This is a genomic window from Gordonia sp. DT218, from assembly GCF_049847105.1.
Taxonomy (GTDB): Bacteria; Actinomycetota; Actinomycetes; order Mycobacteriales; family Mycobacteriaceae; genus Gordonia.
The window spans coordinates 1,385,580-1,408,854 of the sequence record NZ_JBNCNS010000001.1; the positions used below are offsets into that span (position 1 = coordinate 1,385,580).

Genomic DNA, 23,275 nt, shown 5'->3' on the forward strand with positions numbered 1-23,275 from the left:
GCCCGGCCCGGGGCTGCTGGTCAGGTCATCCGGCCGCCCAGCGCGGTCGCCAGCGCAGTCACCGAGTCCTCCCACAGCCCGGTCAGCACGTCGACCTCCGCCGCAGTGAGCAGATCCGCCCCGTAGCGCCAGTTGGTCACCAACTGCGGACCGGCGTCGGTGGCCCGGACCACCGCGACGACGTCCAGCGTGTAACGCAGGGGCAGGTCGGGTTCGGGATCGGTCGGGAGATGCTCGTTGATCTCCAGGTCGGTGATCGGCGACCATGGTTCCCATCCGGCGGCGCCCTGCGCGCCCGGCGTGTGGAGATCGAATCGGCCGAGGTAGTTGAACTCCACCTGCGGCTCCGGCGCTTCGAGCAGTTCCGGCACCCGGGACAGGTATTTCAGCACACCGAAATCGAGCCCCATCGACGGGATCCGCCCGACGTGGGCGGCGACTTCGTCCAGCAGATCGGCGCCGGCCTGCGGATCGGATGTCGCCGCGTCGATGTCGAGGTCGCGACCTGCCCCGAGCCGGACGGGGAACACCGTGGTGAACCACCCCAGCGTCCGCGTGGTGTCGACATCGGGCCCGGCCAGCGCATCTTCCCGACCATGTCCCTCGAGTGCGATATACGCCCCGCCGGTCGCGTCCTCACCCCGCCGGTGGCGCCACGTGGCGAGCGTCAGCGTCAGCGCGGTCAGCAGGAATTCGCGCATACCGATGCTCTTGTCGATCGCCCGCAGGACCTGTGCAGTGGTCCCGACCCCGGTATGGGTGACCGCCGAACGCAGCGACGACCAGGTATCCGTGTCGGGCGCCGGCCTGCGGGACCCGATCGCCGGATCGGGTCCCGACACCTCGCTCACCCAATAGGACTGCTGGGCAAGCACATCCTGGCGGCTGCTCCTGCCGGACACGTACTCACACCACCGTCGATAGTCGCTGTACTCGGTCTGCAGGACCGGGGTGTCGCCCGCATCGATGGCGCGGCCGGCGGTCGCGAGCTCACCAAAGATCACCTGCCAGCTCACCGCATCCACGGCGAGATGGTGGATCGCGAGCAGTAACAGATCGTCGGTTGCGTTGCAGCGTAACCGGACCGCCGAGATCATCCGTCCCGCGACCGGATCGATCGCATCGTTTGCCCGACGGGCCGCCGCGGTGATCCCGTCTCCTGGTTCATCGACCGACAGCGTCATCAGTACCGCGGCCGCATCGACCGTTCCCGGTTCGCGGGTGAGCAGACCGTTCGCAGAGATCTGGGACCGCAGCATGTCGTGACCGTCGATCAACGACCGGAGGATGTCGACGAGTCCGGCGTCCGAGAGTCCCTGCGGCAAGGCGAACAGCACGGTCTGGGTGAAGCGGCGGTAGTTGCCGAACTCGTACATCCACTCGACCACCGGCAACGCCGGCACCGGGCCGTAACCGGATGCGGAGGCGATCACGGCATCGCCAGCCCGGTCGATGGCGTCGCCGAGATCCTGGATGGTCGGATGCGACAACACCATTCGCGGCGTCACCACGAGATCACAATCGCGCAGGGCGTTCACCATGGCCATCGCCACGATGCTGTCCAGGCCCAGGTCGAAGAAGTCCTCGTCGACGCCGGGTGTGGACCCGAGCACGTCGGTGATCACCGATCGTACGACGGTCGCCGTGGCGGACAGGTCTGCCACGGCGGTTCCGCTTCGGGCTCGGAGAGATTCGGCGGCCGACTCGGCCAGCACCCTGCTGTCGAGTTTTCCGTTGCTGTTCATCGGCAGCACTGGGAGACAGAGAATCCGGGAGGGCACCATGTGGGCCGGAATCGCTTCGGCCAGCGCGCCGCGGAGCCCACGGGCCTCGAGGTCCGTGCCGGCGGCGAAACCGACGAGCGCCGGACCCGCTGCCCGGTCGACCACGACGACGGCCGCGTTCGACACCCCGGCCAGTCGCCGCATCGCGGCTTCGATCTCGCCCGTCTCGATCCGGTAGCCGCGGATCTTGACCTGGTCGTCGCTGCGGCCGACGAAGATGAGTTCCCCACGGGCGTTGCGGCGTACCAGATCTCCGGTTCGGTACATTCGCTCGCCGATGCCGTCGGGATCGGCGACGAAGCTCGTCGCCGTCAGCGCGGCCTTGCCCTGGTAACCACGGGTGACCTGGGCGCCGGACAGGTAGAGTTCGCCGGGCACACCGGTCGGTACCGGACGCAGCCGGGAGTCGAGAACGTGTGCGCTCATTCGATCCGTGGCGGTGCCGATGATCGGCGACGGTGAATCCGCGATCCGTGCTACGACCGCCTCAACCGTTGTCTCCGTCGGTCCATAGCAGTTGTACGCCGACGTATCCGGCAGCCCGGACAGCTGTTTCCACAACGCGGGCCCGATCGCCTCACCGCCCAGTGCCAGCACGGTGAGATGTGCATGCCCGCCTCCGGACTCCCCCAACAAGCCGGCGGCGGCCAGCTGGCCGAACATCGAGGGCGTGGTGTCGATCATGTCGATCTCCCGCTCCGAGAGACCCGCCACCAGGCGACCGGCATCACGCATCTCGTCGTCGTCGAAGAGATGTATCGCGTGGCCGTCGAGCAGACCGGCCAGCGGCTGCCAGGAGGCGTCGAAGCTGAACGTCCACGCATGCGCGATGCGCAGCGGGCGGCCGAGCCGATCCCGGGCCGGCGCGAGCATCTGGTCACGATGATCGCGGCAGTAACTCACCAGCGCGCGGTGGGTTCCGATGACGCCCTTCGGTTCACCGGTCGAGCCCGAGGTGAAGATGATGTATGCCGCGCTCGACGGACGGAGCCCCGTCGGTGCGATGTGAACGGGCCGCGCCTCGATGCGACCTGCGGTCTCGGGGTCGTCGAGGGCCAACGGCTTGGCGAGCGGGGCGAACCGGTCGCGGTGTGCGAGATCGGTGATCACCAGCTCGATCCCCGCCTGACCGACGATGTTGGCCACCCGCTGATCCGGCAGGGAAACATCGATCGGGACATATGCGCCGCCCGCGATCAGTACCCCGAGGATGGCGACAACCGACTCTGCCGACCGCGGAATCGCTACGGCCACTGCCGATTCCGCGACCATGCCGTCTTCGGTGAGCTCGCCGGCCAAGCGGGTGGCATGGTCTGCCAGCTCTCGGTAGGTGTACGACCGGGCACCGGCGACGAGCGCGGTCGCCTCGGGGGTGCGATCACACTGCGACAGAAAGGCCTCGACCACCGTCGGTGCGAGTTCGACGGCATCGTTGAGCTTCCGCTCCGCGGCCGCCGACGATGCCAGCGCACGTTCCCCGGGCAACGTGACGTCGAGTCGGTCGGGATGCCGGTCGGCCGCATCCGGCAACTGCTCGAGCACCCGGACCACACGTTGCGCCACGTCACCGGGGACGATGCCGCCGAGTGCGTCCTCGATGGCCTCGGTCATCACCACGAGTTCACCGTCGAGCAGGTAGGCGACCACGGTGAGGGGGTAGTGCGCGAGACTTTCCATCGCCAGCGGGAGGAACCGCGTACCGTCGGGTGCGCTGATCGGCTCGGTCGCCGCCCCTATCGGCGCGTTCTCGAACACGAACAACGTGTCGAAGAGCGACGAGAGCCCCGCGCACCGCTGGATCTCGGAGAGGCCCAGGTAGCCCTGGTCGCGCATCCGACTCGATTCACGCTGCAGGGCAATGCACTTGGCCGTCACGGTATCGGCGCCCCCCGCTTCGGCGAGGCGGACGCGGGACGGCACGGTGTTGATGAAGAGTCCGATCATCTCGTCGGCACCCGCAAGCCCCTGCGGGCGCCCCGAGATGGTGGTCCCGAACACCACGTCGTCACGGTCGGTCAGGCGGCCCAGCACGGTGGCCCAGGCGAACTGGACCGCGGTGTTCACCGTGAGCCCGGCCGAGCGCGACCACGCGACAAGGCGTTCCGTGGCCGGGGCGGACAGCTCGTGACGGGTGCGGACCGGCTCTGTTGCGGCGGCTCCCGGCGCGGCGAGCATCAGCGGCTCCACACCGTCCAGATATCGTGCCCATTCCGCACGCGCGGCCGCCCCGTCCTGCGCCGCCAGCCAGGCGATGTAATTGCGATAGGGCCGAACCGCCGGCAGGCCCTGCGCCGATCCACCCGCCGCATAGATGGCCAGCAGTTCCTGGAAGAACAGCGCGATCGCCCAGCCGTCCATGAGGATGTGGTGCGCGGTCACCAGCAGCCGCGAACGTCCCTCGGGCAGGTCGATCAGCTTGACCCGCAACGACGGTCCGCGCCGAAGGTCGAAACGGTCGGCGCGCTCGGCCGCCGCGATGTCGTCGAAATCCGCGGCGGTGGCCGAGAGCTCCTCCCACGGCACCTCGACGCGGGACGGCACGATCTGCACCGGTTTCGGGAGATCCTTGTCCCACAGCGAGACCCGCAGGTTGGGATGCCGCTCCATGATCACATCGACACTGCGGTGCAAGATCTGCCGATCCAGCGGGCCGGTGATCTCCACGACGAATTGCATCGAGTACAGATCGATCCCGTCGCCCGACATCTCGGACAGGACGAACAGCCCTTCCTGCAGCGGGCTGAGTGCCAGAACGTCCTCGATCTCCGGTGCGGCGCTCACCGCTGGGACTTCCATGCCGCCCCGAGCGATTGCAACATGTCGTCACTCAGACCGGATGCGCTCATCGGCGCCGCCTCTGCTTCGTCGGCTCCGCCGCCGCCTCGGGTCTCGTGGGTCTCGGCGGCATCGACCGCCGCCGCCAGTTCGGCGATCGTGTAGTGGTCGAAGATCTGCTGGGGTGCCAGCGGCAATCCCTCGGCCGCCGCGCGGGCGGACCATTGGATCGAGATGACGCTGTCGCCGCCGACGGCGAAGAAGTTGTCGTCCCGACCCAGACCGTCGACACCGAGCAGATCAGCGAGGATGCCGATCAGTCGTTCCTCGGTCGGGGTCTCCGCACCACCCCCGGCCGTCTGCGCCATCGCCACCACGGCGGGGGCGACATGACCGTACGGATCGGTGAGACGCGAGCCCGGTGACAGTGCCGCCAGGGATTCGGCGAGCGACGATCCGGCACCCGACTCGGTGACGACCCATTCGCGGACCGACCCGAGGTCGGTGGACCCCGTGTGCTGCAACGCAGCAAGCGTCCGCGGCGTCGCGTGCACCCGGCGCGGGCGTTCGGCGACGATCAGCCGGGCGAGTGCGGCCGGGTCGTCGACGTGCCGTTCGGCCGTGAGTACCCCCGGAAGGGCGGGCAGCGGGATCGCCGTCAGGGCGGTGTCCGGGCCGGTCCCAAAGGATTCGAGCATCGCTGCGAAGGCCGCCGCGATCCCCTCGATCGTCTCCTGGTCGTAGAGATCCGCGCTGCCGACCACGCGTCCTTCGAGTCCACCGCCCTCGGTGACCGTCAGGATCGCGTTGAGGTCGAGAAACGACGTGTCCTGCTCGACCGGCAACAACGTCAGGGTGGTCTGGCCGTCGGCGTCCAGCGGACGGCCCCAGGCGTTCTGATCCCGATCACGGAAGTGGATCATGCTCTGGAACAGGGGATTACGCGATCGTGTCCGTCGTGGATTGATCGCCTCGACCAGCCGCTCGATCGGTACGTCCTGATTCGCGAAGGCGCCCAGAACCGCATCCCGGCTACGCCCGATCAGTTCCCTCACGGTCGGGGCACCGCCAGTGCTGGTCCGCAGCACCACCATGTTCGCGTAGAGGCCGACCAGATCGTCGGTGCCCGTGTCGATCCGGCCTGCGACAGGTGTTCCCACTGCGATGTCGTCGCCACCGCCGAGTCGGCTCAACAGTCCGGTGAGCGCCGCGGCCACGGTCATGAACTCCGTCGCGCCGCTGCTGTCGGCGACCCGGCGCAGACGCCTGCGGGCCTCCGGTGTCACAGCGAGGTCGGCCAGTACCCCGGCTTTGGTGAGGGCCTGCGGACGTGGCCGGTCGGGCGTGACGGTGATCTCGTCCGGCTGACCGGCCAGAGCGGTCCGCCAGTGCTCGATCTGCCGGCGGCCGAAACCAGCGGCCGGGTCGTCGTCCGACCCCTGCGCGCTATCGGTCCCGACCGGGAACACCTGGTGCTGCCACAAGGCGTAGTCGGTGTAGGTCAGCGCCGGCGCCGGGAGGCCCGGTTCCGTGCCCGCGGTGCGTGCGCGGTATGCGTCGACGAGATCCGAGATCAGCACATCCGTCGACCAGTGGTCGATGACCATGTGGTGGATCACCAGCGACAGGACGTGCGTCGTCTCGTTCTCCCGCAACAGCATCGGCTTCAGCAGGGGCCCTACCGAGAGATCGAACACGTGCTCACGCGCGACCGCGAGGGCCGCGTCGCGTTCACCGGCGTCGCCGACCGCGACGACCGGCAGATCGATCTCCGGCCGCTCGCCCACCCGCGCCGTCGGCAGCCCGTCCTGCTCCACGAAGGTCGTCCGCAACGACTCGTGTCGGCCGACTACGTCCTCGACAGCCGCTGCGAGGGCAGCGACGTCGACCGGCCCGTCCAGACGAAGCGCCAGTGGGATGTTCCCCGCGGCACCCGGTCCCTCGAAGCGGTGCTGGAACCACATGGCCAACTGCGAGAACGACAGCGGAATGGGATCGGGGCGCTCGACGTGCACCCACGGCGGCCGTCCGGTTGCACTCGCGGGCCGGCCGACATCCGTCGGCGCCGATTCGACCTCGGCATCCTCGAATTCGCCGAGCTCGTCGAGGTCGATGCCGAACTCGTCACGGACGGCGGTGTTCACCGCTGCGGCCAGCCCCTCCACCGTCGGATTGTCCAACGGAAGACGGACATCCACGTCGATGCCGAATTCGGTGACCAGGGTGGTCACCAACCGCGCCGCCAGCAGCGAATGGCCGCCGAGGTCGAAGAACGACGAACCGGCGGTGATGTCATCCCGGCCGAACAGTTCGGCGTACACCGCTGCCACGCGTTGTTCGGTCGGTGTGCGAGGCGCCCGCTCCGACCGGGCGACGGCGGAGATGTCGGGCAGCGCATCACGATCGAGCTTGCCGTGCGCGGTCAGCGGGACCTCGTCGATGACCGCGAGAGCTGCGGGCACCAGGTAGTCCGGCACGACCGTGCGCGCGTGGCGGAGCACATCCTCGAGGTCGACCGCGGCGCCGGCGTGCGGCTCCGCGATCACGTAGCCGAGCAGGCGCGCACCGGAGTCCGCGGCATCGACCATCGCGACCGCGTGCGCGACGTCTGGATGGTCCACGAGCGCCGCCTCGACCTCGCCGAGTTCGACCCGGTATCCGCGGACTTTCACCTGCTCATCGGCACGACCTTCGAATTCCAGGTCTCCGTTGCCATTTCGACGGGCGAGGTCTCCGGTGCGATAGAGCCGGCCGCCCCGGCCGAATGGATCGGCGACGAATCGGGCCGAGGTCAGCGCGGGCCGTCCGAGGTATCCACGCGCGAGCTGTGACCCGCCCAGGTAGATCTCGCCCACCACACCGTCGGGCACGAGGCGCAGACCGGCATCGAGCAGATAGCTCGTGACATTCGTGTTCGGGGTGCCGATCGGCACGATCGAGCTGCCTTGGGGCCCGTCCACCGGGTAGTGCGTCGCGGCGACCACCGCCTCGGTCGGCCCGTAGTTGTTGGACAGTGCCGCGTCGAATGTGGTGGTGAAGGCGTCGGCGACCTCGCCGGAGAAGGCCTCACCACCGACCGGGACCGTTCGCAACATCGTCCACTGCTTCACCTCGGGCACCATCAGCAGAGTCGACAACAGGGTCGGCACCATATGCATCACGGTCACGCGCTGCCGCACCAGCAGATCGGCCATGTACGAGATATCGTGCACTGCATGTGGTTTGGGTACCACCAAGGTTGCCCCGACCGCGAGGGTGCAGAACACCTCGAACATCGACGCATCGAAACTCACCGACGAGGTCTGTACCAGCCGGTCATCCGGTGAGAGCACCTCGCCTGCTCCGAATCCGATCAGATGATCGGCGATCGCCTTGTGTGCCACCGGAACCCCCTTGGGGGTACCCGTGGACCCGGAGGTGTAGATGACGTACGCGAGATTGTCCGGCCGCAGCGGGGTCCGCCGAACCCGGTCATCCGGTACGTCGGCGGGGCAATCGGCGGCCTCCGTCTCGGCGGTGGCCAGGGCGTCGGCGTCGAGAACAAGACGTGGAGCTGCGTCGTCGATGAGGAACTGCGTGCGATCGTCCGGGTAGTCCGGGTCGATCGGGAGATACGCGGCACCCGCCTTGAGCACCGCCAGGGCGGCCACCACGAATCCCACCGATCCGCCCAGACGCAGACCCACCAGGTCCTCGGTCTCGACACCCGATCGGAGCATCCAGTGCGCCAATCGATTCGAACGTTCATCGAGCTGCCGATAGGTCAGCACCACGTCATCGGAGACCAGCGCCTCGTGGTCGGCACGCGCCCGCACCGCAGCGGCGAACAGCTCCACGACCGTGGTGTCCGCGACCGCGGCGCGATGCCCGGTCGATCCCTCCAACACGCGGGCGAACGCGGCGGGGTCGAGGATCTCGAGGTCACGAATCGGCCGGGTCGGTGCCGCAAGGGCCTGGTCCAGCAGGTGGACGTACGCGTCCGCGATCCCCGCGGCGAGGTTCTCGGTGAACCGGGCCGCATCGTATTGGAGCTCGATCTGCGCCTGGTCACCGCTGATGACGGCGAACTCGAGCGGCAGCTGGGCGTTCGGTGAGCCGAGCTCGTCGAGGTGACTCGCGGTGATGCCGTCGAGGGCGAGGCCGCTCGCCTGGCGCCGGGTACTGAGGCTCACCGACACGAGTTGCGCCAGACCGTCGCCAGCAGCCCCGCGCTCCGGGTTGATCGCCCCGACCACCGCATCCACCGGCGCGTTCTGGTGCGCAAAGCCGGTGATCAGACGCTGCGCCGAGGCCGCCGTCAGCACGACCAGCGAGTCGGTCGGTGCGAGGCGTGTCCGGGTCAGGAGGGTGTTGCCGAAGTACCCGATCAGGTCCGTGGCGTCGCCGGGACGATGGGTCACGGGCACCGCGACGGTGAAATCGACCGCCCCGGTGATCCGGTGGACCAGCGCGTCGGTGACGGCGGCGTGCACCGTGAACGGGCTCACCGACGATGCTCGGGCGAAATCATCCACCCGGCGGCTCAGGTCGGCAGGCAGCGCCCGGGTCACACGCCCGCTCGTCCGCTCCACACCGGTCGGATGTGCGCCGACCGGGAGCGCGAGGGGCTCCGGCAGCGGGTTCAGCTGGTTGCGCCAATAGCGCAGATCGTCGGACACCAGCTCAGGGTCGGTGGATGGCAGGTCCGCATACTGTCGCGCGAGCGCCGGTCGTGGCGTCGACCCGGCGCCTGCGTTGTAGACCGAGTTCACCTCGTCGAACAGGACCGACCAGGATTCGTCGTCCCAGCAGATGTGATGCACGGTGAGCATCACGATGTGTTCGTCGTCCGCGAGGCGGGCCAGCAGCAACCTGATGGGGAACTGCGACGTGAGGTCGAAGGCCGTACCGAACTCGCGCCGCGAGAGGACCTGCAATCGTCGGTCGCGGGCCCGCCCGGTCAGTTCTGCGAGGTCGACCTCCTGCCACGGCACAGAACCGGGCGCGTGGTGGCGCACCACGGGTTCACCGTCTGGCCCCAGTTCGTAAGTGGAGCGCAGAGTTTCGTGCCGGGCCACCACGCCGTCGAAGGCTGCGCGCAGACGCCCGGCATCCAGCGGACCGTCCAGGCGGTACGCGACACCGACGTTCAGTGAGGTGTCGGACGGATCGCGGTGGGACACGAACCAGAGTCGCCGCTGCGCGGACGCCAGCGGGGAGGTCGCCCCCGCCGGCCGGGCCGGAAGAGTGACCGGCCCCCCACGGGAGTCGCGCACGAGTCCGTCGGCCGCGAGTCGCTGTCGCAGCAACTCTTTCTTTCGCTGCAAGAGGTCGTCAGCCATGCCCGTTAGTTTACATAGGCTTCCCTAACCAGGGTGCCTCGGCCATGCACTCCGGCCAAGGCGCCCACCGTGTCACAGGGAGCAGGGAATGCCGCCGTAGGCGCCCAGGTCACAGATGGAGCGATTGGACAGCTTCCATTGCCCGCCCTGCCATACCCAGTAGAGCGGCATACGCGCGGGTTGCCAACCGGGAGAACGGAGTTCGAGAGTCGCTTTCATGGTGTTGCCGGTGACCGACACGGGGCCGGTGATGCGGTAGGTCATGCCCAACGGACGGAACCGCTGCAGGAGCGCCACGATGGGCTGCGCCTGGCGGACCGCCTTGGAGCCCCCCTCGAGGCCTTGGGCCTTACGAGCCGTCGAGCCGGTGCCGATCAGGGTGTCGAGATCGTTCTGCAACTGCGCCGGGCTCTTCGCCGGATGTGCAGACTGCTGCTGGGCCGGGGCCTGGGCAGCGGGCGCCTGCGGAACGGCCTGCGGTGCCGTGCCCGGCACCATCCCGCCTCCTGACGCACCTCCCCCGGCCGGGAGATCGGCGCTGCTGCCCTCGCCTGCGGGAGCCCCTGCCGCACCCGGGGCGGCTCCCGGCACCGCGGCCGGAGGATTCGCGGCGGACCCCTGCGGTGCCGCTGCCTGCGGAGCAGCACTCTGCGCCGAGCCGAGGTTGACGACTGTCGGCTGGGCGCCACCGGCCGCGTCGCCGTTGCGGCCGATGTCCGATACCAGCAGCCCCACCACGCCGATCGTCACGACCACGGCGGAGATGATCGCGGAGATGCCACCGGCCATCATCACGGTCGGCCAGTTGACCCCGCTGCCGCCGCTGCCGTCACCATTGCCGCTGTCGGCGGCGGCACCTGCGGTGTCGTCGAGATCGGCGCCGTCAGCTGCCGAATATGCCTGCGGGCCGATGGGCCCGGTATCGGTGTTGTCATAACCTGTCGGCATCTGCGTGTGCGTTCCCGTTGATTCGTAGTCGGTCGCCATGAGACCACTTCCCCTTATTAGGCTGATTAGCCTGACCTTACTTGACAGACGGTGCGATGCACTCATCCGATGAGATCGACAACCTCGTGCAACGACGCACCACCGAGAATTGCCTCCACAGGCAGGTCCTGGTCGAGTGCGGTCTTCACACGTTTACGGAAGTCGAGAGCCTGCAGCGAATCGAGCCCGAGCGCGACAAGAGGCACGTCCGGATCGACGTCGGCGTCCTGGGCCCGCAGACCCATCGTGACGGCGAGTTCGGCTCGGAGTAGATCGGCAACCGATTCTCCGCCTGCCACGTGCGACACCGGTTCGGCGGCATCCACTCCTCGCGAGGGCTTCGAATCGCTCGGCTCATCGACGACGGTCGCCTCGACCGGCGGACGCTCGGTCGTGTCCGGAACCACGACGTCGGCGGACAGATCGGGCAGATCGGCGAGCACCGCCTGATACCCGAACAGACTGAGCAGGTCGCCCAGTTCGGCCCAGTCGGCCGACAACACGATGCTGTCGGCGGTCGGGTCGGCCAATCCGACCGCCATCGCCGCGGCGGGCGCCATCGGCACCACGCCGGCACCCTCCACCGCGGCGACCCCGTCCTCGTCGAGCGGGCCCTGCACGCGCCAGAGCCCCCATTCGATCGACCCGGCAGCGACCCCCTCGGCGCGCAGATGCCCTGCCGCGATCCCGAGCATGCGGTTCGCCAGGGCGTACAGGGCCTGATCGCGGCCGCCGAGCGAGGCCGCCAGCGACGAGCACACCACCACCGACACTCCATCCGCGACCGGAAGTGCCCGGACCACGTTCCGCAGCCCGGTCACCTTCGCGCCGATCGAGTGCGTGATGGCGGTCCGGGTGATCTCGTCGATCGACGTCGCGACGTAATTGAGCGCAGCGTGGAGCAGAAGCGTCACCGGCTCGGCGAGCGTCGCGGCCAGAAGATCCACATCTGCCTCGTCGGTGACATCACAGGAGACGACGTCGATCACCGTGTCGACTCGTCGTCGCAGAGCCGCGATTCGCCGTGCGGCCTCGGCAGATCCGCCCATTCGGCTCACCAGCGTGATCCGGCCTGCCCCGGCGGTCGCGTAGTGTTCGCAGAACTCGAGGCCGAGTTTTCCCGTACCACCGGTGATCAACACGTGGTCGAGCTTCGGGTCGGACACCGTCTCCTCGGAATCCGCAACGGCCCAACGCTTCACATGGACCGAGCCACCTCTCATGGCCACCTCCGGTTCGCCGGCGACGTGGAGCGCGGCGACGACCTCGTCGGCGGCCGCCGCACCGTCAGACGACTCCAGGTCGAGGTGGCGGAACCGCGTCGAGGGATGCTCCGCCGCTGCACACCGCAGCGCCGCCGTGATCGATCCGTGCACGTGGTCGGGGGCGGGATCGGATTCGGTGACCTGTTCACCACCCACGGTGACCCACCAGAATTGTTCGGGCAACGTCTCGAGTCCGGCCCGCCACCGCGCGTCGGCCAGCACGTCCGCCAGCAGCTCCGGCGCGGCGTCCGGCGAACTCCCGGCGCTTCCGATCAGCAGCACCGCGGTGTCGACGTCGCCGGCCGGTATCGGATCGTCGTCAGGGCCGACCACGGTCACCACCGCTCCGTGCCCGGGCGCCGCCGCCCTGATCGCGACCGCCAGCCCGGGACCTCGACCCGTCGGGTCGAGGACGGCGATCTTCCTGGGTGACAGCATCTTTCGTCGGGAAAGTGGAGACCAGCCGCTGACCAGCCGGTGTACCGATCGACCTGCACGACGCGCCGCCCACTCCGGTGCGTTGATCGGATCCCCCAGCCCGGACTCCCGATCCGCCCAGAGGTGGCTGCGACGCATGACCGTATTGGGGAAGTCCTCGAGCGGCGGGCACGGGACTGCGCCCCGCGACCCCGCCGCCAGTGCATCCCAACGGAATCCGGTGTCGGCGACGGCGAGCGCCGCGACATTCCGGCTGAACTCCGCGAGACCGTCGGCATCGCGTCGCGAGGTCCCGATCACCGGCCGTGCCGCGAGACCGCCGTCGTCGACGTCCGACAGGGTCTCACCCATCGCCAGCAGCAGGGTCGGATGTTCGGACATCTCGATGAAGAAGTCGGCCCGGTGTTCGACAACGGCGCCGGCAACGGCCTTGTCGAATCGGACACGGTTGCGCAGATTCCAGAACCAGTAGTCCCCCAGCGCCATCGACTCGTCGACCGCGGCGCCGAGGGTCGCTCCGATGCACGGCAGATCGCCGGGGAGCATCGCGGAGTTCTCCAGGTACGTACCGAGGGCGTCCAGGAAGGCCGGCTGATACTCGCTCACGATGCTGGTGTGGGCGGGATATCCGACGCGGATCTCTTTCGCGAACTTGCCTTGCGCACTCAGCGAATCCACCATCTCGAGGACGGTGTCGCGCTTGCCCGAGACGCACAGGATGTGCGCGGAGTTGACCACCGACAGTTGCGCCCACCCCGAGTGCCGGGCGAGCATGTCCTCACATTCGTCGATGTCGATCCCGACCACCGCCATCGTGTGCCCGCGCGGTGCGACATCGTGCACCAGGCGAGCGCGAATGGTCACGATGGTCAGGGCATCCGACAAGGTCATCACGCCGCTCCGCACCGCGGCGGCTATCTCTCCCTGACTGTGCCCGACCGTCAGAGACGGTGTGGCGCCCGCCGCATCCCACATCGCGGTCAGCCCGACCATCTGCATGAACAAGGCCGGCTGAATGACCCGGACGTCGCTTGCCGACGGATCGCCGGGATCGATGACGCCCAGAACGTAGTCCCTGGGGGACGATCCGAACAGCCGCATCGACTGCTCATGACACGCGTCGACGGCCTGTCGGAACGGGGCCGACAGGTCGTACGGGTCCCGTCCCATCCCTGGGCGCTGGCTGCCCTGTCCGGGAAAGGTGTAGGCGACCCGGCGCGCCGTCGCCGGTCCGCTACCGCGGACCACCGCGGGGTGGGCGCGACCGTCGACCAAGGCCTCGAGCGCGTCGACGAGGCCGGCTCGGTCGTCGGCGAGGACGAGCGCCCGGTGACGCCGCGCCGGCCGCGTCCGCATCAGGTGGGAGCCGACGGCGCCGACGGAGACCGATGGGTGGCCCCGCACGAAGGCGAGCAGGGCGGCCGCCTCGTCGGAGACCAGATCCGCGACGTCCGACGAGACGAGAACCGGAACGCGGCCGTCCGGGAGCCGAGGCCCAGCCGGCTCAGGTGACGGGGTGCGGTTGTCAGACATGATCGATCTCTCTGTCGGTCGCGGGCATCGCGACGATGGCGTGCGCGTTGGTGCCGGCCACCCCGAAGCTGGACACGGCCGCCAGCCTCCTGCCCGCGCGCGCCGGCCACTCCGCGCATTCGGCCGACAACCGCAGGCCACCACGGTCCCAGTCGACCTTGTCGGTGGGATCGTCGGCGAACAGACTCGGCACGGTCATCCCATGGCGACCGCAGAGCAACACCTTGATCAGACCCATCATCCCGGCAGCCGCCTGGGCATGTCCGGCATTCGATTTCACCGAACCGAGCAGGACAGGTTCCTGCTCCGACCGCGCCGCGCCATAGGTGTTCTGCAAGGCCTGCAACTCCATCGGGTCGCCGAGCGGCGTACCCGTCCCATGCCCTTCCACCACATCGATGTCGGCCGGGCACACACCCGCGGCCGCGATCGTGCGTTCAACGAGTCGCTGCTGGGCCTCGGCACTGGGCACCACGATCGGGGCACCCCGCCCGTTGTGATTGACCCGCGTCGCCAGCACCGTTCCCAGGATCCGGTGACCCAGCCGGCGCGCACGGCCCTCCGTCTCGACCACGACGGCTCCCGCACCCTCGCCCCAGAGGGTGCCGGTGGCCGAGGCGCTGTACGAGCGGCAGTGGCCGTCGGCGGCGAGGCCGTTGTTCTTGGCGAACTCGAAGAAGGCGGCGGGCGAGCCCATCACGCAGACCCCACCGGCGATCGCCCAGGAACACTCACCGTTCCGGATGGCGTTCGCGGCCAGGTGCAGCGCGGTGAGCGACGACGCGCACGCGGTGTCCACGGTCATCGACGGACCCACCACGCCGAGTGCGTGCGAGATGCGGCCGGCAACCGCCCCCAGCGCGGTGCCCGCTATCCGGTGCCCGGAGAACTCGTTGACGGCGGCGGCTCGCGGGCCGTACTCGGCCATCGAGGCCCCCATGTACACGCCGACCTCCTCGTCCTCGAGAGCGGTCGGGTTGATGCCGGCATTCTCGACGGCACGCCAGGCCACCCGCATCGCCACGCGCTGCTGCGGGTCCATCGCGATCGACTCGCGGGGGCTGATCCCGAAGAACATCGGGTCGAATTCGGCGGCGCCACGGAGGAATCCACCCGCATCGGCGACGTCGCCCCACCCGTCGATCGATCCGAGGGCCAGGACTTGATCGACCGGCCAGTCCCGGTCCCGGGGGAACGGTTCGATGAGCTCGACACCGTCGGCGAGCGCGGCGAAATAGTCCGCGGTTGTCTCGATCCCCCCGGGGGCCTCGACCGCCATTCCGGCGATGACGATGGGCTCCGGCGACGACATCATCGGCGTCCGCTCACCGCGGGCTCGGTCAGTACGTCGAGGATTCCCGGACCGTTCTCATGCAGATAGAAGTGTCCGCCGTCGAACACGCTGACCTCGACGTCATCAGCATGGGCCGACCACGTGTGCAGATCGTGCGGTTTGATCACCGGATCGTCGGCTCCACCGATCACACCGATCGGCGCGGCGATCCGGTCCTCCGCGCTCGCCCGATACGCGTCGAACGCCTGGTAGTCGGCACGCAGCACCGGCAGGGCCATCCGCATCACGGCGTCGCTGCCCATCACGCCGTCGCCGGTGCCCTCCAGCACCGAGAGGTGTGCCATCAGACCCTCGTCATCGGTCGGATGCGGAGGCAAGTCGGCGACCCGGCTCGGTGCGGTTGCCGCGGACACCACCAGTCGCCCGATCGGCGTCGAGCCCCCTTCGGCGAAACGGACGAACTCGAAGCCCACCAGCGCACCCATGCTGTGGCCGAACACCGTCAGCGGCACGTCGGGCAGGTCGGCGCGATCCGAGTACTCGGCATAGGCCTCGGCCGCCAGATCGTGCAGCGCGGTCGCGGCCGGCTCACGCATCCGGTCCTGCCGACCGGGGTACTGCATGATCAGCACCGTGAACTCCCGGCTGAACAGCTCGGACAGCGGTCGGTACGCCGATGCGCCACTTCCCGCGTGCGGGAACACGAGCAACGGCGGCGATCCGGGGCGCAACGGTTGATGAAACTGGCGCAGCGCGCCGAGGGCGGGTCGGGACCGGGTGTTCTGATTGACTGTCATCTCATCATTTCCACTGGGGTACTGAGCGTAGGCTAGCCTGTGCTCGAAAGTCTGCACGAGGTCGAATGGAGCACCGATGACGAACACCGCCGACACCCGATCCGGTGCCCCGTACACGATCGGGCGTGAGATCACCGATGTCACTGCGGAAGTCGACGCCGCGGGCCCTCCGGTGGTCCCGGATCCGACAGGTCGATTCACACTGCGGCCGGTCGATCCCGACGGCGGCGACCCGGCACTCCTCGTCTCGTGGTTCGCCCGTCCGCATCTCGTCGAGACCTGGGAACAGGAATGGTCGGCGGAGCGCTGGCGCGCCGACTCCGCGTATCGACTGGCCGGCGATTACTCGCGACCGCTGATCGTGTCGCTCGACGGCACCGAGATCGGATACATCGAACTCTACCGACCGGCGCGCGACGAGATCGCCACCCTGTACCCGGCCGATCCGCATGACATGGGCCTCCACGTCGCCACCGCGGAACCCGGGCTCACCGGACGCGGCGTGATGTCGGCGTGGATGGCCGAGCTGGCGGGCGCCCTGTTCCGCGCCGATATTCGTTGCCGCCGAGTCGTTCTCGAACCGGATGCGCGAAACGAGCGGATGCGGCGCGCGTTGACCAAGCATGGCTGGACCGACCTCGGCGAGTTCGATGTGCGGCCGGACCGAAGGATCGCGCTGCACGTGCTCGGGCGCACCGCGGCCGACGTGCCGAAGATCTGATCTCGCCCCGCCGCCCGCACGGAGCTGCCCGCCACCCATCAGCGGGCCTCGTCGACACGAGATTCGCGCACACCGCGCCCCTGCCGGACAGCAAGGCGAAGAATGCGATTCGACACCTCACCGAGGCAGCTGAGATTCGGGAATCCCGGCCCCTGGGCGAAGCCGGCGAGGTTCGGCAGATAGAGCTTGGGTGTCAGCCCGGTCACCGCCAGGTCGTGTCCGATCGACGACTCGATGCGTTCCAGCGTCGGAGGCCAGCCCAGTGTCAGCTCCAGGATGTCGGCGGCATCCTCGGTGAAGAGGTCGAGGAACCAGAGCGGCTGACCACCGGTCGCGTCCACCACGAGATCGAAGGAGTGGGTCTGCGCCGGCCGCCCGGGATTGTGCAGTGTCACCGCGATCAGGTCGTCAGCGCGCCGCGCCCCTACCACGCGACCCTGGAGGTGGTGAACCCTGTTGTCCCCGAGCAGATTCTCCTGCACCGTGACCGAGAAGACCCCTCGGTCCGTGCGCCGGATCACGTCACGTCGCTCCTCCGGCGACAGACTCGCCCACCCGGTCGGATCGCTGAACATGGCGTTCTCGAAATAGCTCTCGCCGCGCGTGTAGATCGTCGCACCCGGCGAGATCACCGAGACGGTCATCACCTCATGGCGCACGAGTTCGTCGAGTGCGGAGCCTGCGGTCTCACCGCCGCCGATCACCGCCGCACGTGACGCGACCGGCAATCCTCTACGCGACACCAGATCCCAGAACGCCGACACCGAGAGCACCCGCTCGTCGTCGATCATCGCGCTACCGCTCGATCCGGGACCGGTCACCATCAGACCGTCCCCGACGATCTCGATCGGGTGGCCGTCGGCCCCGACGACATCGAGACTCCACTGGTCCTCGTCGGCCGAGATCGACCGCACGGTTCCGATGGTGACTTCCAGTTCGATGCGGGTGGCCACCCATTGCAGGTAGCGGGCCCATACGTTGTGGTGAGGGTTCGGACGTCCACGGTCCACCCACTCGGCGTAGGTCTGATGTTCCACCAGGAACGACATCCAGCTGTAATCCAGCATCCGCCTGCTGATCTCGGCATTCATCGCGCCATCTCCGCGACCGGCCACCGCGGAGCGATACGGGAAACCGATGTCCTTCTCCGGGCTGGTACCGAGCCGGTGCCGCCCGTCGGTCCATCCCCCGATGGACTGCCAGTTGGCACCGACGGCATGGGCTTCGACCACATGCACACGCGGTGCCGGCAGGCCCAGGTCACGCATCACCTTCGCCTTGGCCGCGACCGCCAGCGCCTTGGGACCCGCGCCGATGATGATCATCGTCTCCGGTTGCCGGACGCTCATCGGCGGGTCTCCGTCAGTTCGTCGGCGAGTGTCGCCGCGTCGACGGCGTCGTCGTCCATCTCGACCACTTCCAGGTACAGGGCGGCGACCTGTTCGAGTCGCCCAGGCCGTTCGTCGGATTCGTCGATGCGGCGAGCGAGTTCGCGGACCGACCGGGCCGTGAAGATGTCGACGACCCCGACGTGCGGCGCATCCAGCCATTCCCGCACGCGGGCGACGACCGTCGTGGCCAGCACCGAATCACCACCGATCGCGAAGAAGTCATCCGTGACGCCGACCCGCTCCCGGTCGACCGACAGCGTCTCGGCCACGATGCCGAGCAGCGCCTTCTCCAGATCATCTGCGGGAGAGATGCTTTCGGACACGACATCGCCACTGTCGAGCAGGGCGCCGATCACCTTGCGGTCGAGTTTCCCGTTCTCGGTGAGGGGAAGCGCGTCGACGATCTCGATTCGCGACGGGATCATGTATGTCGGCAGCAGTTTGTGCAGTTCCGACTCGATCGTCGATGGTGTCGCCGCAGCATCGTCGACGACGATCGCGGCAACGAGGTTGCGCAGGCCGCCCGAGCCGTTGACGACCGTCGCGACGGCGTGGCGGACACCGTCCACCGATCGCAGCGCGCCCTCGACCTCACCGAGTTCCACCCGGAAGCCACGGACCTTCACCTGATGGTCGGCGCGTCCGAGGAATTCGAGTGTGCCGTCCGGCCAGTACCGGGCGAGGTCACCGGTGCGATACCACCGCTGCCCATCACGCTCGATGAAGCGGTCGGCGGTGCGTCCCGGATCGTTCCGGTAGCCGCGGGCCACACCCGCGCCACCGACCCAGAGTTCGCCGGTGACCCAGTCCGGGCAGTCGCGATCCGACGAATCGACCACGCGGCACTCGACGTTGCGCAGCGGAGTCCCGAACGGAACCGATGTCCAGTGCGCCGGCGGATCGGTCACCTCGCACACGGTGCCGTGGATGGCGATCTCGGTCGCCCCGCCGAGTCCGGCGAATCGCGCCTCGGGCGCCAGCGCATGCAGCCGACGCGGCAGATCGACGCCCACCCAGTCGCCACCCAGAAGCGTTGCACGCACGGAATCCCCGAGTCCGTCCACCTCCGTCTCGGCCACGGTCAGCAACATGTCCAGTGCACTGGGGACGCAGGTGAGGATCGACGCCCGATGCACACGGAGGAGTTCCAGCCAGGCCGCCGGGTCCCGCGCGGCATCGGCATCCACGACGACCACAGCGCCGCCTGCGCTGAAGAGTCCGAAGATGTCGTATACCGAGATGTCGAACTCGAGGGCGGCGACGGTGAGAGACCGGTCGTCCGGACCCACCGAGAACCGGTCGTTGATGTCATCGATCGTGTTCATGGCGGCTCGGTGCGGCACCTCGACGCCCTTCGGCGTGCCGGTGGACCCCGAGGTGAACAGGATGTAGGCCACCGACTCCGGATCGGGCCGGACGGCCTCGGCAAACGGCGTGCCGTGGCGGCGCGCCTGGTCCAGGTCGATGCCGGCCACCCCGTCCGGTACGTCCTCGAGTGCCACAGCGCTGCCGACGAGAGCGCGGATCTCACCCGTCTCGAGGATCGTCGTCCGGCGGGCCGTGGGCTGGTCGTGTCCGATGGGAACCCAGACCGCCCCCGCCGCGAAGACGCCGAGCGTGGCGACCACCTGCTCCGGCCCCTTCGGGAGTTGCACACCGACCGCGTCTCCGGTCAGCACACCCGCGCCGCGCAGGGCACCGGCCACCGCAAGCGCCTCCCTGGCGAGTTCCCCGTACGAGAGGGACCCGTCACGCCAGACCAGGGCGGTTCGTTCCGGCTCATGGATCGATCGCGAGAAGAACTCCTCATGGAGCACCCGGCCGCTCGTCGCACCGGCGGTCCCGTTGACCCGTGCCCGGATTGCCCGCTGTTCGGCAGGCAGTTGCGGGGCCGACGTGGCCATCCATCCGGCGTCGCCGTCACCGAGCAGCTCGATGGCTGCGGTGTACTGCGCGAACATCGCCTCGACGACGCCGGGCGGAAACGCCGATTCCCTTACGTCCCAGTTGAGCAGCAGCCCTCCGCGCAGTTCTGTCACCTGCGCGTCGAGGGTGACCTGGGGCCCCTGCGACACGATCCAGGCGGGTTCCCCCAATCGCTCGAGGACGGCATCGGAGAACAGTTCGCCGAGGCCCAGTGCACTCGTATACACGACCGGCGCGATCACCTGTTCGCCACGCGTACGGCCCAGGTCTCGAAGTACCTCGAGCGCACCATAACTCGCGTACGATCCGTTGGCGTGCATCGTCTTCTGCATCGCACGCGTGAGGTCGAGTACGGACTGGGCGTGGCGCACATCGACGTCGATCAGGACCGAGGAACTGAAATCACCCGACACCCGATCGATGTCTGGGTGGACCGGCTCGCGATGGAACAGTGGGACATTCAGGAGGAACCGGTCGTCACTCGACCACGCCCCGATGGTGGCCGCGAAGACCGCGGCCAACGCGATCGCCGGTGTCACACCACGTTGGTGCGCCGCGGCGAGCAGCGTGTCCTTCGCCTCCGGATCGACCCAGTGGTGGTGCCTGACCACCCGATGAGCATCGGCGGGCTCGCCGAAACCCTCACTCCTCGTGGGTAGTGCGGGACCCGAAGGCAGATCGGCCATCCGCTCGGCCCACCACAACTGGTCGCGAGCGCGGGCAGGATCGGGATGCGCCGCGCGGTGCTGCAGATAGTCGCGGTACGTGTAGTCCGGCACCCGTGGGGTCCCCCCGTCGTAGAGGGTGACCAGATCGGCCAGCAGCACACGGTAACTCATCGCGTCGGCGGCCAGCATGTCGATGTCGAGATGAACGCGGTGCCGGCCGTCCGGCAGGAGCGTGAGGGTGAGATCGACCACCTGCCCGGCCGCGACGTCGAGCATCTGGTGGCTCTTGGTCCGGCGCTCCGCCGCCAGCACGGCGTCGATCCCGCCGATGTCGGAGGTCCGGAGGTCGTTGACCTGCAGCAGGTCTCGCGACAACGAGGGGACGACCCGCTGGGTTCCGTCCGGCCGGAATTCCGCACGGAGCATCGGATGGAGCGCCACCAGCGCCCCCATCGCGGAGCGCAGTCGGTCGGCATCCAGCCCCGCACCGTCGAATTCGACGTAGAGGTGCGCGGCCACGCCGCCGAGATCCGCCACCTCGGTGCGCCCGATCCAATAGGCGTGCTGCATCGGGGCCAGGGCGAACGGCTCCAACTGTGTGGTGCCATCGGATGTCGAGAGGTCCGGGCCCACAACGATATCGGGGTCACTTTCCGAAGCAATTCCCGGAGATTCGGTCGCCGGGGCGGTCGCCGCGAGCATCGCCGCCCACGAATCCACGGTCGGTTCGGCCGCCAGCTGCGCGAAATTCAGTCGATGACCACGCTTGCGCCACCGCCCTGCGATTTTCATCATCCGGATCGAATCCAGCCCGAGTTCGATCAGATCGGTGTCGGACCGGATGTCCTCCGGTGCGATGTCGAGCGCTTCGGCGATCGCACTCGTGACCTCGTGACGATGGCTGCTCATGACCTGCATCTCCCCTCTGCATGCCGCCGGACCACGTAAGGAGCCACGCTCCCGAGCTTTTCGCACGTCTCCTCGAACTCGCGGTCGGGGTTCGACTGGCCGACGATGCCGGCACCGGCACGCAACCACGCGTGGTTCCCGACCGCGAAGATACTCCGCAGGGTCAGGGTTGCCTCGAGGTCACCCGCCGAGGACGCCACCACCACGGCACCGGAGTAGAGCCCGCGGCGATCGGGTTCCAGCCGGTAGATAGCCTCCAGCGCATCGGATTTCGGAATTCCTGACGCCGTGATGGACGGAAACAGGACGGCCAGCGCACGCCACGGCCCGGCCTCCGGCGACAGCTCGCCGCGGACGGTGGAGGCCAGATGCTGGACGCTGCCGCGTTCGCGCACCACCATGAACTCGCTGACCACCGTGGTACCGGGCAGTGACACCGAGGCGATCTCCTCGAAGCACGCCTGGACCGACATCGCGTGCTCCGCGATCTCCTTCGCGTCGGCGAGGAGGTCGGCACGCGCGGCGGCGTCGAGCTCCGTCGACCGCCCGAACGCTCGTGTCCCGGCCAGCGGCTCGGTGATCACCGTGCCGTCGGGTTCGGTCGCCAGCACCAGTTCCGGGCTGAACCCCGCCGCGGACAACGACCCGAGATCGAGGAGGTACGACCGAGCCGGATTGTTGCCGGCCCGGCCCCGCGCGTAGGTCGCCGGGATGTCGACGTCGAACGGGACATCGACACGACGGGACATGATGACCTTTTGATAGTCGCCCCTGGTGATCTCGTCGATGGCCTGGGCCACGCGCCCCCGGTAGTCGTCGTGATCCACACCGACGTCGACATGCGTCGGCTCCGGCGGTGACGTGGCGGTCGCCGCGAGCTCCCGTAGGCGCTCCGCCCGCACGTCGTCGGCGGTGCCCGTGTCGATACCGGAGCCGTCCACGAACGCCTCGAACTCCGGCACCATCAGGTGCGCGAGGACGACGCCGTCGGTGACTCTGTCGACGAGCCCGTGGAACGGCGCGCAGTAGTCGAACCCGATCCAGCCGTAGACCCGCCACTCGTCGCCCGCCAGCGCATCCAGCGCTTCGGCCACGGTCGTCGACGGGTCCCCATGCCACGGGGTGGACACCCGGTGGCCGGCCTCGGTGACGATCACCTCGGTCGTGGTGACCACGATCCTGGCCGCCACCCCGGCAGCGAACGTCCACCGACGATCTCGCTCGTACACGACGTGTTCGCCGAACTCACCGGACGCAGCCCACGTCGCACAGATCCGGGCAGCGACCTCCGGGGACAACCGAGGGCGACGAGGCGCGCCGGCGGCGTGCGAGTCGACAGTCAACGACATGCGGACTTCCTTCGTGTGTCGAGATCCAGGGCAACAATCTTGGGCAATAACCTTAGGACAGCCTAAACTATGGCCCTGCGGTAGCCGCGAGCGGATAAGGGTAACCTAATTCACTGT

General features: G+C 68.5%; 10 protein-coding genes. 1 reads left to right on the forward strand and 9 read right to left on the reverse strand.

Annotated features, from left to right (window positions below; translation table 11 throughout):
• Nucleotides 1-20 precede the first annotated feature (20 nt).
• The 6 genes from ACPXCG_RS06525 to ACPXCG_RS06550 all read right to left on the reverse strand — a co-directional run bounded on the left by ACPXCG_RS06525 (nucleotide 21) and on the right by ACPXCG_RS06550 (nucleotide 16,194).
• Entirely contained in the window at nucleotides 21-4,580 is a 4,560-nt protein-coding gene (locus ACPXCG_RS06525) for an amino acid adenylation domain-containing protein (RefSeq protein ID WP_425790213.1), read from the reverse strand.
• Nucleotides 4,562-9,880 carry an amino acid adenylation domain-containing protein gene (locus ACPXCG_RS06530; protein WP_425790215.1) on the reverse strand — a complete coding sequence of 1,773 codons (5,319 nt, stop codon included), beginning with the start codon at nucleotides 9,878-9,880 and terminating at the stop codon, nucleotides 4,562-4,564. The genes ACPXCG_RS06525 and ACPXCG_RS06530 overlap by 19 nt, the downstream gene beginning before the upstream one ends.
• A gap of 72 nt (nucleotides 9,881-9,952) precedes the next feature.
• Complete coding sequence (locus tag ACPXCG_RS06535; RefSeq protein ID WP_425790217.1) at nucleotides 9,953-10,867, reverse strand: hypothetical protein; 915 nt, start codon at nucleotides 10,865-10,867, stop codon at nucleotides 9,953-9,955.
• A gap of 62 nt (nucleotides 10,868-10,929) precedes the next feature.
• Complete coding sequence (nbtC, locus tag ACPXCG_RS06540; protein WP_425790219.1) at nucleotides 10,930-14,103, reverse strand: nocobactin polyketide synthase NbtC; 3,174 nt, start codon at nucleotides 14,101-14,103, stop codon at nucleotides 10,930-10,932.
• Nucleotides 14,096-15,418, reverse strand: a complete 1,323-nt coding sequence (locus tag ACPXCG_RS06545) for a polyketide synthase (protein ID WP_425790221.1) — start codon at nucleotides 15,416-15,418, stop codon at nucleotides 14,096-14,098. Before ACPXCG_RS06545 ends, nbtC begins: the two co-directional genes overlap by 8 nt.
• Entirely contained in the window at nucleotides 15,415-16,194 is a 780-nt protein-coding gene (locus tag ACPXCG_RS06550; protein ID WP_425790223.1) for a thioesterase II family protein, read from the reverse strand. Before ACPXCG_RS06550 ends, ACPXCG_RS06545 begins: the two co-directional genes overlap by 4 nt.
• Nucleotides 16,195-16,270: 76 nt before the next feature.
• Here ACPXCG_RS06550 and ACPXCG_RS06555 point away from each other — a divergent pair, with 76 nt between their 5' ends.
• Nucleotides 16,271-16,915: a GNAT family N-acetyltransferase gene (locus ACPXCG_RS06555; protein ID WP_425790225.1), complete on the forward strand. Its 645-nt coding sequence runs from the start codon at nucleotides 16,271-16,273 to the stop codon at nucleotides 16,913-16,915.
• A 38-nt stretch (nucleotides 16,916-16,953) separates the two neighbouring features.
• On the opposite strand, the gene ACPXCG_RS06560 is transcribed toward ACPXCG_RS06555, so the two are convergent.
• The 3 genes from ACPXCG_RS06560 to ACPXCG_RS06570 are packed head-to-tail and all read right to left on the reverse strand — an operon-like array spanning nucleotide 16,954 to nucleotide 23,158.
• A complete protein-coding gene (locus tag ACPXCG_RS06560) occupies nucleotides 16,954-18,264 on the reverse strand; it encodes a SidA/IucD/PvdA family monooxygenase (protein ID WP_425790227.1) in 1,311 nt (436 codons plus the stop codon).
• On the reverse strand, nucleotides 18,261-21,818 hold the full coding sequence (locus tag ACPXCG_RS06565) for an amino acid adenylation domain-containing protein (protein ID WP_425790229.1): 3,558 nt from the start codon (nucleotides 21,816-21,818) through the stop codon (nucleotides 18,261-18,263). Before ACPXCG_RS06565 ends, ACPXCG_RS06560 begins: the two co-directional genes overlap by 4 nt.
• Nucleotides 21,806-23,158: a salicylate synthase gene (locus ACPXCG_RS06570; RefSeq protein WP_425790231.1), complete on the reverse strand. Its 1,353-nt coding sequence runs from the start codon at nucleotides 23,156-23,158 to the stop codon at nucleotides 21,806-21,808. Before ACPXCG_RS06570 ends, ACPXCG_RS06565 begins: the two co-directional genes overlap by 13 nt.
• Between the last annotated feature and the right edge of the window lie 117 nt (nucleotides 23,159-23,275).